We start from the raw sequence: 12,030 nt of genomic DNA on the forward strand, positions 1-12,030 counted from the left end.
GCTCCGAACCCCCGTGCCGCTCGTGCGGCGAGGCATGTGCGAAGGCCCTTCAAGTATGGCCCGACCACGGCGGTTCGGGTGCCGCGCGGAATGCCGAGGAGCACCGCCGGGTTGCACATAGATGCATGGAATGGGGGAGCGATGTCTGACGTCCTGATCGACCGGCCCGAGCTCGAAGGCCTGGGGCAGTACGAGTTCGGCTGGCACGACTCCGATGCCGCCGGGGCGACCGCGAAGCGAGGCCTCAGCGAGGCCGTCGTGCGCGAGATCTCCGCGCTGAAGAACGAGTCCGAGTGGATGCTCGAGCGCCGGCTCAAGGGCCTGCAGCTGTTCGAGCGCAAGCCGATGCCGACGTGGGGTGCCGACATCTCCGGCATCGACTTCGACAACATCAAGTACTTCGTGCGCTCCACCGAGCGCCAGGCGAAGTCCTGGGAGGATCTGCCCGAGGACATCCGCAACACGTACGACCGCCTGGGGATCCCGGAGGCCGAGCGCAGCCGCCTCGTCTCCGGCGTCGCCGCGCAGTACGAGTCCGAGGTGGTGTTCCACTCGATCCAGGAGGATCTGGAGGCCCAGGGCGTCATCTTCATGGACACCGACACGGCGCTCAAGGAGCACCCGGAGTTCTTCGAGGAGTACTTCGGCACGATCATCCCGGCCGGCGACAACAAGTTCGCCGCGCTGAACACGGCGGTGTGGTCGGGCGGCTCGTTCGTCTACGTGCCGAAGGGCGTCCACGTCGAGATCCCGCTGCAGGCCTACTTCCGCATCAACACGGAGAACATGGGCCAGTTCGAGCGCACGCTGATCATCGCCGACGAGGGCTCGTACGTGCACTACATCGAGGGCTGCACGGCCCCGATCTACTCCTCGGACTCGCTGCACTCGGCCGTCGTCGAGATCGTCGTGAAGAAGAACGCCCGCGTGCGCTACACGACCATCCAGAACTGGTCGAACAACGTCTACAACCTGGTCACCAAGCGCGCCATCGCCGAAGAGGGCGCGACCATGGAGTGGATCGACGGCAACATCGGCTCCAAGGTGACGATGAAGTACCCGTCGATCTACCTGGTCGGCGAGCGCGCCAAGGGCGAGACCCTGTCGGTCGCCTTCGCGGGCCCCGGCCAGCACCAGGACGCCGGCGCGAAGATGATCCACATGGCGCCGTACACGACGTCGTCGATCGTCTCGAAGTCGATCGCCCGCGGCGGCGGCCGAGCCGGCTACCGCGGCGAGGTGCGGGTGGATGCGAACGCGCACCACTCCGCCAACAGCGTGGTCTGCGACGCGCTGCTGGTCGACACGCAGTCGCGCTCCGACACCTACCCCGCCATCGACATCCGCGTCGACGACGTGGTCCTCGGCCACGAGGCCACGGTCTCGAAGGTCAGCGAGGAGCAGCTTTTCTACCTGATGTCGCGCGGCATGGCCGAGACCGAGGCGATGGCGATGATCGTGCGCGGCTTCATCGAGCCGATCGCCCGCGAGCTGCCCATGGAGTACGCGCTCGAGCTCAACAAGCTCATCGAGATGAGCATGGAAGGATCCGTCGGCTGACATGACTGCGACCGAAACCACCCCGGCCCACCTGTCCACCCCGGCGCATCTGTCCACCGAGGCGCGCTTCGTCCCGATCCAGACCCGCTCCGAGCGGCCGACGTCGTTCGACCCGGCCGAGTTCGGCACGCCGACCGGCCGCGAGGTCAACTGGCGGCTCTCCGACGTGAAGCGGCTCGCGCCGCTGTTCGACGACGAGGAGACCGAGACCGGCGACGAGCCCGGCATCGCGTACGACCTCGGCGCGCTCGAGGAGCGCGGCCTGCTGGTCGAGTCGAGCGGCCACGACGCCGCCGTGCGCGGCGAGGTCTTCCGCCCGGAGGACGTCGTGAGCGCCATGGCCTGGAAGCGGTGCGCGAACGCGCTCCACATCCGCCTGCCCGAGGGCAGGCTCGTCGAGGAGCCGATCGTGGCGCGCCTGCGCGGCACCGGCGCCGACCGCCACGCCAACGCGCACATCGTGATCGAGGCGATGCCCGGCTCCACCGGCACCGTCGTGCTGCACCACTCGGGCTCGGCGCAGTACGCGCAGAACCTCGAGATCATCGTCCGCGACGGCGCCCGACTGACCGTCATCTCGGTGCAGGACTGGGACGACGACGCCGTGCACGCATCCGCCCATCAGGCGGTCGTGGGCGATGGCGCGTTCCTCAAGCACATGGTCATCTCGTTCGGCGGTGCCGTCGCGCGGGTGAACCCGTCGATGCGGCTCGCCGGCCACCGCGCCGAGGGCGAGATGTACGGCCTGTCGTTCGCCGACAGCGGCCAGCACCTCGAGAGCCAGGTGTTCATGTACCACGAGGGCACCGACACCCGCGGCGACGTGCTCTACAAGGGCGCGCTGCAGGGCACGGGCGCGCGGTCGGTCTGGATCGGCGACGTGCTGATCGGCAACGACGCGACGGGCACCGACAGCTACGAGAAGAACCAGAACCTCGTGCTCACCGACGGCGCCCGCGCCGACAGCATCCCCAACCTCGAGATCAAGACGGGCGACATCGCCGGTGCAGGCCACGCCTCCGCCACCGGCCGCTTCGACGACGAGCAGCTGTTCTACCTGGAGTCGCGCGGCATCGAGGAGGAGGAGGCTCGTCGCCTCGTCGTCATCGGCTTCCTGATGGAGATCGTCCAGAAGGTCGGCGTGCCCGAGATCGAGGAGCGGCTGGCCGAGGCGATCGAGGAGGAGCTGCGTCGCGGCGCCGGCCTCGCGCCTGCGACGAAGGCTGGCGCATGACGGCGCAGCGCGCCTGCGGGGTCGACGACGTCGCGGTCAGCTCCGCCGTGAAGGTGGAGCTCGACGGCATCGCGATCGCGATCGTCAAGGACTCCGCGGGCGACATCCACGCGATCGGCGACACCTGCACCCACGGCGAGATCTCGCTCGCCGAGGGCTTCGTCGAGGACGACTCGATCGAGTGCTGGGCGCACGGCTCGCAGTTCGAGCTCAAGACGGGCAAGCCGAAGAACCTGCCGGCCTACGAGCCGGTGCCGGTCTTCCCCGTGACCATCGACGGCGACGACGTGCTCGTCGACGTCCACAATCCACTGACGGCGTGACGCGGCCCACGGCCGCGAAGGAAGGAAGCGCGATGAGCGTGCTGGAGATCAAGGACCTGCGGGTCTCGATCGAGACCGAGCAGGGCAACAAGGAGATCCTTCGGGGCGTCGACCTGACGATCAACTCCGACGAGATCCACGCGGTGATGGGCCCCAACGGCTCGGGCAAGTCGACGCTGGCGTACACGATCGCCGGGCACCCCCGGTACACGGTCGACGGCGGCACGATCACGCTCGACGGCGAGGACGTGCTGGCGATGAGCGTCGACGAGCGCGCTCGTGCGGGCCTGTTCCTCGCGATGCAGTACCCGGTGGAGATCCCCGGCGTGACGGTGTCGAACTTCCTGCGCACCGCGAAGACCGCGGTGACCGGCGAGGCCCCGCGCGTGCGCCAGTGGATCGGCGAGGTGCGCGGCGCGATGGAGAAGCTGCGCATGGACTCGTCGTTCGGCGAGCGCAACGTGAACGAGGGCTTCTCGGGCGGCGAGAAGAAGCGCCACGAGATCCTCCAGATGGAGCTGCTCCGCCCCCGCTTCGCCGTGCTCGACGAGACCGACTCCGGCCTCGACGTCGACGCGCTGCGCGTCGTCTCCGAGGGCGTCAACCGCATCAAGGGCGAGACCGGCCTGGGTGTGCTGCTGATCACGCACTACACGCGCATCCTGCGCTACATCAAGCCCGACCACGTGCACGTGTTCGTCAACGGCCGGATCGCCGAGCAGGGCGGCCCCGAGCTCGCCGACCGCCTCGAGGAAGAGGGCTACGACCGCTACCTCAAGGCCGGTGTCTGATGGCGCTCGTCGAGGTCGATGCCAAGAAGTTCGATGACATCACCGAGGCGCTCAAGGACGTCGTCGACCCCGAGCTCGACGTCAACATCGTCGATCTGGGCCTGGTCTACGACCTCGCGTGGGACGACGAGCAGCAGGCGCTCGTCATCTCGATGACGCTCACGTCGGCCGGCTGCCCGCTCACCGACGTGATCGAGTCGGAGATCGCCGAGAAGCTCGACGGCCACGTCGAGCAGTTCCGCATCAACTGGGTGTGGATGCCGCCGTGGGGCCCGGAGCGCATCACGGAGGACGGCCGCGAGATGATGAGGGCGTTGGGCTTCACGATCTGACGCGAGCGTCAGATCGCGGACGGTCCTGTGGACCGTCCGGCCCAACGCCGTCGCGAGCGCAAGCGAGCGAGCTCGGCTTCACGATCTGATCTTCGATCAGATCGTGCGGACGGTCCGGTGGACCGTCCGGCCGAGCGCCGTCGCGAGCGCAAGCGAGCGATTTGGGGTTCACCGTTGATCCGAGGAGCGGCTGGCGAGCCCGCGCAGCGCACCACGGGCAAGGGGACGATCGCGACGGTCGTCCCCTTCGTCGTCTCCTCAGCCCGTGCGCCGCACGCGCGGCGACCACGCCCGCTCCGGCTCGGCGGCCGAGAGCATCGTCCAGACCGTGGTCGCGAGCGCCGGGTAGTCGTCGACGATACGCCGGAGCACGCCGTCGCTCACGTCATGGTCGGGGCGGACGGCCCCGGGCGGGAGGATCCGCTCGGCGCGCAGCAGCAGCACCACGAGCTCGTCGACGGTGGGCAGCTCCGCCATGAACGCCCAGGGGTCCTCGCCCGCGCGCAGCCGCTCCTCGACCAGCACGGAGCGCTCGTCGCCGGCTTCGGCGCGCAGCACCTCGAGGCTCGCGCGACGGCGAGGCGAGGGATGGGGCGCGGGGCGTCGCGCGGGCTGCTCGGTCACCGATCCAGCTTAGGCCGCGGCTCGCAGCCCGCGCCCGCCACCGGCGCCGCGACAGCGAGCAGTGCGAACTGTGATGCAATCGTCCTCGCACCATCACGCGCCACCCTCGCCTCCCGACCGAGAGCACCCATCCCATGGACCCCATCGCCTGGCTCCTGAGCCTGTACACCGCGACCATCCCGGTCGGCGGCGGCCAGGAGCTGCTGCTGCGCGAGGTCGTCGGCAACGCGTTCGGGCTCGCGAGCGCGGTCGGCGGCATGCTCCGCCGCGTGTGGGCCTGGCCTGTCGGCATCGTCGGCAACCTGCTGCTGCTGACCGTGTTCCTGGGTGCGCTGCTGGATCCGGCGCACGAGCTGCCTGCGCTGCTCGGCCAGGCAGGGCGCCAGGTGATGTTCATCGCGGTCGCGGTCTACGGATGGGTGCGGTGGCGCCAGGCGCGCAACGCCCAGGGGCAGATCGTGCCGCGCTGGGCGACCTGGCGGCAGCGCACCGGCCTGATCGTCGTGCTGGTCGTCGGCACCGTCGCGATCACGCCGCTGTTCCGCGTGCTCGGCTCCTTCGAGCCGGTGTGGGCCGATGCGTGGACGTTCGTGGGCTCGCTGCTGGCGACCTACGGGATGGCCCGCGGCTGGACGGAGTTCTGGCTCATCTGGGTCGCGGTCGACCTCGTGGGCGTGCCGCTGCTGCTGAGCGCCGGGTACTGGGCGACCGGCTTCATGTATGCCTTCTACGGCGCCTTCACGCTCTGGGGCTTCGTCGTCTGGACGCGCGCGCGACGCAAGCCCGCGGTCGAGACGCTGCTGCCCGATCCGCGGGTGCGGCCCGAGCCGTAGCACGGGCTGCGCCGCGCGCCGCGGACCCGAGCCGCAGAGGCAGCGGATCCGGCGCGCGAGAGGCGAGGCCGCCGAGCTCGGTCAGTGCTCCCGGTCGTGCCGCGGCTTGCGCGGCGGACGCTCGTCGCGCTCCCGCCGCCCGCCGCGGTCGTCGCGGCCGCCGCGCTCGCCCCGCTCCGCTCGACCGGAGTCGACGCGGATGTCGATGGGCACGCCCGAGATGCGGGTCTTCGAGAGCCGCTCGAGCTGCTTGCGGTCGAGCTCGGGCAGCTCGACGAGCGTGAAGTCCCAGCGGATCTGGATGCGGCCGAAGTCGTCACGGCCGAGACCGCCCTCGTTGGCGAGCGCGCCCACGATCTGCCGAGGCTCGACGCCCTTCCGGCTGCCGACCGCGAGCCGGTAGGTGGTCGCATCCGACGGCCCGCGACGCGAGCGGCGCTCGCCCGCCTCGCCGTCACCCATGCGCGCCGGGCGGTCCCCGCGGTCGGGGCGGTCGCCGCCCCGCGAGGACTGCAGCGCGCGATCGGCCTGCTCGTCGAGCAGCAGGGGAGCGTCGCCCTGCGCCACCACGGCGAGCGCTGCCGCGACGTCCTCCTGCGGCACATCGTGGTGCTCGACGTAGTGGGCGACGATCTCGCGGAAGCGGTCGATCCGGTCGGTCTCGCCGAGCGCCGCGGAGATCGCGTCGTCGAAGCGGGTCAGGCGGGTCGCGTTCACCTCGCCGGCGCTGGGCATCGGCATGATCGCGACCGTGCCGCGGGTGGCCTTCTCGATCTGGCTGAGCATCCGTCGCTCGCGGGCGGTGACGAAGCTGATCGCGTCGCCCGTGCGGCCCGCGCGGCCGGTGCGGCCGATGCGGTGCACGTAGGACTCGGTGTCGATCGGCAGGTCGTAGTTGATGACGTGGCTGATGCGCTCGACGTCGAGCCCGCGGGCGGCGACGTCGGTCGCGACCAGCACGTCGAGGTCGCCCGAGCGCAGCTGCTCGATCGTCTTCTCGCGCTGCGGCTGCGCGACGTCGCCCGAGATCGCCGCGGCGGCGTAGCCGCGGGCGCGCAGCCGCTCGGCCACCGTCTCGGTCTCGTTGCGGGTGCGCGTGAAGACGATCGCGGCCTCGAACGGCTCGACCTCGAGCACGCGGGTGAGCGCCTCGAGCTTCTGCGCGTAGGAGACCATCAGCGCGCGCTGCGTGATGCTGGGCGAGCTCGAGGCGCTGGCGCGCACGGTGATCTCGGCGGGGTTGCGCAGGTGCTGCTGCGAGATCGCGCGGATCTGCCGGGGCATCGTCGCCGAGAACAGCGCGACCTGCTTCTCGGCCGGGGTCGCCTGCAGGATCTGGTCGACGTCCTCGGCGAAGCCCATCCGCAGCATCTCGTCGGCCTCGTCGAGCACGACGTGGGTGAGGCCCGACAGGTCGAGCGTGCCCTTCGCCAGGTGATCCATGATGCGGCCCGGCGTGCCGACGACCACGTGCACGCCGCGGCGGAGCGCCGACAGCTGCACGCCATAGGCCTGACCGCCGTAGATCGGCAGCACGTGCACGCCGCCGAGGTGCGCCGCGTAGCGCTCGAACGCCTCGCAGACCTGCACCGCGAGCTCGCGGGTGGGGGCGAGCACCAGCGCCTGCGGGCTGCGCCGCGAGACGTCGATCGCGGCCAGCACGGGCAGCGCGAAGGCGGCGGTCTTGCCGGTGCCGGTCGAGGCGAGCCCGATCAGGTCGCGACCGGCGAGCAGCAGCGGGATCGTCTCCGCCTGGATCGCCGAGGGCGTCTCGTAGCCGACGTCGTCGAGCGCCTGCATGATGCCGGGAGGCAGGCCGAGGCTCGCGAACGTGGTGCGCTCGTCCTCGAGGTCGGAGTCTGGGGTGGGCGTCGCGTCGGTCATGACCGCAACGCTACGCGCTGCGGCGCCGGATCGGTGCCGCGCTCGCGCCGATCCACCGACGACGGAGGGGCCGCGCCGTCCGGCGCGACCCCTCAGAGCACGGATGCGGTCAGGCGGCAGCGCGGTCGATCCTGCGCACGGCGGCCCAGGCGGCGGGCATCGCGGCGGCGGCGATCGCCCACTTCACGATGCCGCCGACGATGAACGGCAGCAGGCCCAGCTCGAGCGCGCCCAGCAGCGTGACGGGGGAGCCGAGCGCGGCCAGCATGGCGGCCATGTAGGGGATGCCGAACGCGAAGGGGATGAGGCTCGCGAGCCCGAACAGCGCGATCGCGAGCAGCGGACGGCGGTCCCAGCGGCGCTCCGCGAGCCAGCCGACGACCGCCGCGGTGGCGACGAAGCCGATGATGAAGCCGAAGCTGGGCTTGCCGACGGCGGCGATGCTGCCGGTGAAGCCGGCGAAGATCGGCAGGCCGGCGAGGCCGAGCAGGAGGTACGACGCCATCGCGGCGACGCCGCGGCGAAAGCCGAGCGTAGCGGCGACGAGCATCACGCCCAGCGTCTGACCGGTGATCGGCACGGGCCACATCGGGATCTCGAGCTGGGCGAGCCCGGCGACGACGCCGACGCCGACGGAGACCAGGACGAGATCCTTCACGAGCGTGCGCTGACCGACGAGGGCATCGGCGAGGACGGTGCGGCGCGGGAGGGCGATGGCTGCAGTCATGCGGTCAGCATAAGGGCCGGCTCCCTGGCCTCCCGGCATGCGCGCACCTAGGCTCGCGGCATGAGCGATCTCGCAGCCAAGGCCCGACTCCTGCTCCGCATGCACGACGACGTCGCCGTGCTCCCCACAGCCTGGGACGCCTGGTCGGCGCGCACGCTCGTCGACGCCGGGTTCGGGGCGATCTCGGTGGGCAGCCACCCCGTCGCCGAGTCGCGCGGCCAGCGCGACGGCGAGGGGATGAGTCTCGATGACGCGCTCGAGAGCGTCGCCCGCATCACCGCATCCGTCGACGTGCCCGTCAGCGCCGACCTCGAGTCGGGCTACGGCGCCGAGCCGGCCGAGCTCATCGCCCGGCTGCTGGAGGCCGGCGCGGTGGGCCTGAACATCGAGGACACCGTGCACAGCGAGCAGCGGATGCGCGAGCCGCAGGAGCACGCCGACTTCATCGCCGGGCTGCGCGCCGCCGCCGACGAGGCAAGGGTCGATGTGGTCATCAATGCCCGCACCGACGCCTTCGCCAGGCCCGAGCTGCACGGCGGCGACCCGCTCGACCACGCGGTGCTGCGGTGCCTGCTGATGGAGCAGGCCGGGGCACGCTCGCTCTATCCGGTGTCGCCGCCCGACGCCGCCGCGCTCGCTGCGATCGTCGCGCAGGTCACCCTGCCGGTGAACGCGACGGCGCATCCCGTCTCGGGCACCGTCTTCGGCGGCCTCGCAGACACGCGCGCCGCGGGCATCCGTCGCGTCACCTTCGGCCCCCGCCTGCAGCGGGCGCTCGGCGAGACCATCGGCGAGCTCGTCGAGCCCTGGCGCGCGGGTGCCGGCCGATCGGCGCCCGCGGCCTCGGCACCGTGACGGTGACGGCGACGGGAAGGGCCCGCTGATCGCGGCGCCACCTGGCTGATAGGCTGGTCGGCTGGTCCTCCTTTCGAGGTCCATCCCCCCGCACCCCGTCTGAGAGGCTCTCGCGCGCATGATCGCCGTGTCCGGATTCGAGCTCTCCATCGGGCCGCGCACGCTGATGAGCGACGTCTCGTTCCGCATCGACGCGGGCGACAAGATCGGCCTCGTCGGCCGCAACGGCGCCGGCAAGACCACGATGACCAAGGTGCTCGCGGGCATCAACGACGACCGCGACGGCCACACCTTCACGGGCAAGATCGAGCGCAGCGGCGAGATCGGCTACCTGCCGCAGGATCCGCGCTCCGGCGACCCCAAGCAGACGGCCCGCCGCCGCATCCTCGACGCGCGCGGCATCGGCGAGCTCGTCGAGGGCATGCGCCTGGCGACCGAGCAGATGGCCGAGGGCGGCGACGTCGCCGACGCGGCCATGCGCCGCTACGGCAACCTCGAGGATCGCTTCCTGGCGCTCGGCGGCTACGCGGCCGAGGCCGAGGGGGCGGCGATCGCGTCGAACCTGCAGCTGCCGGACCGCATCCTCGACCAGCCGCTCGAGACGCTCTCCGGCGGCCAGCGCCGCCGCATCGAGCTCGCCCGCATCCTCTTCTCGGGCGCCGACACGATGCTGCTCGACGAGCCGACCAACCACCTCGACGCCGACTCGGTCACCTGGCTGCGCGAGTTCCTCAAGGGCTACCAGGGCGGCCTGCTCGTCATCAGCCACGACGTGCAGCTGGTCGAGGAGACCGTCAACCGCGTCTTCTACCTCGACGCCAACCGCCAGGTCATCGACATCTACAACATGACCTGGAAGCACTACCTGCGGCAGCGCGAGGCCGACGCCGAGCGCCGCAAGCGAGAGCGGGCGAACGTCGAGAAGCAGGCGAGCCAGCTCGAGATGCAGGCCGCGAAGATGGGCGCGAAGGCCTCGAAGGCCGTGGCGTCGAAGCAGATGGCGAAGCGCGCAGAGCGGATGCGCTCCGGGCTCGACGAGGTCCGTGCCGTCGACAAGGTGGCCAAGCTGCGCTTCCCGAAGCCCGCGCCGGTCGGCAAGACGCCGATCATGGCGCGCGACCTGTCGAAGTCCTACGGCTCGCTCGAGATCTTCACCGCCGTCGACCTCGCCGTCGACCGCGGCTCGCGAGTCGTCATCCTGGGCCTCAACGGCGCCGGCAAGACGACGCTGCTGCGCATCCTCGCGGGCGTCTCCGAGAGCGACACGGGCGAGATCGAGCGGGGCCACGGCCTGCGCGTCGGCTACTACGCGCAGGAGCACGAGACGCTCGACGTCGAGCGCTCGGTGCTCGAGAACATGCTCACCGCCTCGCCCGACATCAACGCCACCGAGGCGCGCCGAGTGCTGGGCTCCTTCCTGTTCAGCGGCGACGACGCCGAGAAGCCCGCGCGGGTGCTCTCGGGCGGCGAGAAGACCCGGCTGTCGCTGGCGATGCTGGTCGTCTCGAGCGCCAACCTGCTGCTGCTCGACGAGCCGACGAACAACCTCGACCCCGCCAGCCGCGAGGAGATCCTCGGCGCGCTGGGCGCCTACGAGGGCGCCGTCATCCTCGTCAGCCACGACGAGGGCGCGGTCGAGGCGCTCGACCCGGAGCGCGTGCTGATCATGCCCGACGGCACCGAGGACCTCTGGAGCCCGGAGTACCTCGAGCTGATCGGCCTGGCCTAGCCTCAGAGCGAGCGGCGTCGGTCGACGGCGCGCGGCGGCGGTCGAGGAGGTCGCGATGGAGGAGCCCACCGGCTGGCTCGCGGTCGTGCGCGAGGTCTTCATGACGATCGGCATCCTCGCGTTCGCGTTCTCCGGCGCGCTCCTCGCCGTGCAGAAGCGCATGGACGTGGTCGGCATGGCCGGGCTCGCCGTGGTGACGGCGACCGGCGGCGGCATGATGCGCGACCTGCTGATCGGCGCGACGCCGGTGGCGGCGCTCGTGGACTGGTGGATGCTGCTGGTCGCGCTGGGCGGCGCGGCGCTCGTGCTCCTGCTCCACCGGTGGCTGTCGCGGCTCGACCGTCCGGTGCTCGTCTTCGACGCGATCGGACTGGGCATCTTCGCCGTCGAGGGAGCGCGCAAGGCGATCGAGCACGACGTGCCGCCGGTGGGCGCCGCGTTCGTCGGCATGCTCACCGGCATCGGCGGCGGCGTGCTGCGCGACGCGCTGGCGAACGACATCCCCGCGGTGTTCCGCAAGGAGTCGCGGCTCTACCTGGTGCCGGCGCTGCTGGGCGCGAGCGCGGCCTCGGCGGCGGTCTGGCTCGGCTGGGGCAACTGGGTCGTGCTCGCGATCATCGCCGGCTTGGTCTCGGCCATGCGCATCGCCAGCGAGCTGCTGCGCTGGCGCGTGCCCTCGCTGAAGACCGAGGCGATCGACATCGTCCGCGACTGACGCGGCACGCGGCCGCCGGCAGCCGCCCGGTCAGCGCGGCTGCTCGATGATCGCCAGCTGCGTGCCGTCCGGATCGATCACGTATCCGGCGCGGAGCCCCCACTCCTGCATGCGCACAGGATGCAGCCGCGGCATCCCGGTCGTGCGCTCCGGCACGCCCGAGCGTCGCACCGCGGCAGCGAGCTCGTCGACATCGCCCACGCGGAGGCAGCACATGAAGCTGCTCGAGCTCGGGTCGAGCTGCGGATGCGGGAAGAACTCGAGCTGCAGGTCGCCGCGCACGAGGATCATCCATCCCTCGTCGCGGAAGGCGCGCTGGAAGCCGAAGCCGCCGTAGAACGCCTCGGTCGCGTCGAAGCTGCGTGAGGGCAGGTTCGGCACGGCACGATCCCGGGCACTGGCCACGGCCCCATCATGCCGCGC

13 protein-coding genes are annotated in these 12,030 nt (G+C 71.3%); 9 read left to right on the forward strand and 4 right to left on the reverse strand.

Annotated elements, in window-relative coordinates; genetic code table 11:
- The first annotated feature begins 141 nt into the window (after positions 1–141).
- From sufB to Q9250_RS04240, 5 genes are read left to right on the forward strand one after another with little or no spacing between them, the layout of a single operon-like run.
- Positions 142–1,560, forward strand: a complete 1,419-nt coding sequence (gene sufB, locus Q9250_RS04220) for a Fe-S cluster assembly protein SufB (RefSeq protein ID WP_306233343.1) — start codon at positions 142–144, stop codon at positions 1,558–1,560.
- Position 1,561: 1 nt separating this feature from the next.
- On the forward strand, positions 1,562–2,794 hold the full coding sequence (sufD, locus tag Q9250_RS04225) for a Fe-S cluster assembly protein SufD (protein WP_306233344.1): 1,233 nt from the start codon (positions 1,562–1,564) through the stop codon (positions 2,792–2,794).
- Positions 2,791–3,117, forward strand: a complete 327-nt coding sequence (locus tag Q9250_RS04230) for a non-heme iron oxygenase ferredoxin subunit (protein ID WP_306233345.1) — start codon at positions 2,791–2,793, stop codon at positions 3,115–3,117. The genes sufD and Q9250_RS04230 overlap by 4 nt, the downstream gene beginning before the upstream one ends.
- Positions 3,118–3,149: 32 nt before the next feature.
- The gene (gene sufC, locus Q9250_RS04235; protein ID WP_306233346.1) at positions 3,150–3,908 is read left to right on the forward strand and encodes a Fe-S cluster assembly ATPase SufC; all 759 of its coding nucleotides are present in this window, start codon (positions 3,150–3,152) and stop codon (positions 3,906–3,908) included.
- A complete protein-coding gene (locus Q9250_RS04240) occupies positions 3,908–4,240 on the forward strand; it encodes a metal-sulfur cluster assembly factor (protein ID WP_306233347.1) in 333 nt (110 codons plus the stop codon). Before sufC ends, Q9250_RS04240 begins: the two co-directional genes overlap by 1 nt.
- 258 nt (positions 4,241–4,498) lie before the next feature.
- Here the strand turns inward: Q9250_RS04240 and Q9250_RS04245 are convergent, their stop codons facing one another.
- Positions 4,499–4,864 (reverse strand): tryptophan synthase subunit alpha, encoded by a 366-nt coding sequence (locus Q9250_RS04245; protein WP_306233348.1) that lies wholly within the window; start codon positions 4,862–4,864, stop codon positions 4,499–4,501.
- 134 nt (positions 4,865–4,998) lie between these two features.
- On the opposite strand from Q9250_RS04245, the gene pnuC reads away from it, so the two are divergent.
- Entirely contained in the window at positions 4,999–5,697 is a 699-nt protein-coding gene (gene pnuC, locus Q9250_RS04250; protein ID WP_306233349.1) for a nicotinamide riboside transporter PnuC, read from the forward strand.
- A gap of 81 nt (positions 5,698–5,778) precedes the next feature.
- On the opposite strand, the gene Q9250_RS04255 is transcribed toward pnuC, so the two are convergent.
- Together Q9250_RS04255 and Q9250_RS04260 are read right to left on the reverse strand one after the other, a co-directional pair.
- Positions 5,779–7,581: a DEAD/DEAH box helicase gene (locus Q9250_RS04255; RefSeq protein WP_306233350.1), complete on the reverse strand. Its 1,803-nt coding sequence runs from the start codon at positions 7,579–7,581 to the stop codon at positions 5,779–5,781.
- Positions 7,582–7,690: 109 nt separating this feature from the next.
- A complete protein-coding gene (locus tag Q9250_RS04260) occupies positions 7,691–8,308 on the reverse strand; it encodes a biotin transporter BioY (RefSeq protein WP_306233351.1) in 618 nt (205 codons plus the stop codon).
- Positions 8,309–8,368: 60 nt separating this feature from the next.
- On the opposite strand from Q9250_RS04260, the gene Q9250_RS04265 reads away from it, so the two are divergent.
- From Q9250_RS04265 to Q9250_RS04275, 3 genes are all read left to right on the forward strand, one after another.
- Positions 8,369–9,163 (forward strand): isocitrate lyase/PEP mutase family protein, encoded by a 795-nt coding sequence (locus tag Q9250_RS04265; protein WP_306233352.1) that lies wholly within the window; start codon positions 8,369–8,371, stop codon positions 9,161–9,163.
- 118 nt (positions 9,164–9,281) lie between these two features.
- A complete protein-coding gene (locus tag Q9250_RS04270; RefSeq protein WP_306233353.1) occupies positions 9,282–10,892 on the forward strand; it encodes an ABC-F family ATP-binding cassette domain-containing protein in 1,611 nt (536 codons plus the stop codon).
- A 55-nt stretch (positions 10,893–10,947) separates the two neighbouring features.
- On the forward strand, positions 10,948–11,607 hold the full coding sequence (locus Q9250_RS04275) for a trimeric intracellular cation channel family protein (RefSeq protein ID WP_306233354.1): 660 nt from the start codon (positions 10,948–10,950) through the stop codon (positions 11,605–11,607).
- A gap of 30 nt (positions 11,608–11,637) precedes the next feature.
- On the opposite strand, the gene Q9250_RS04280 is transcribed toward Q9250_RS04275, so the two are convergent.
- Positions 11,638–12,012, reverse strand: a complete 375-nt coding sequence (locus tag Q9250_RS04280) for a bleomycin resistance protein (RefSeq protein ID WP_422665074.1) — start codon at positions 12,010–12,012, stop codon at positions 11,638–11,640.
- Positions 12,013–12,030: the final 18 nt, after the last annotated feature.

It is taken from the genome of Agrococcus beijingensis (assembly GCF_030758955.1).
Taxonomy (GTDB): Bacteria; Actinomycetota; Actinomycetes; order Actinomycetales; family Microbacteriaceae; genus Agrococcus; species Agrococcus beijingensis.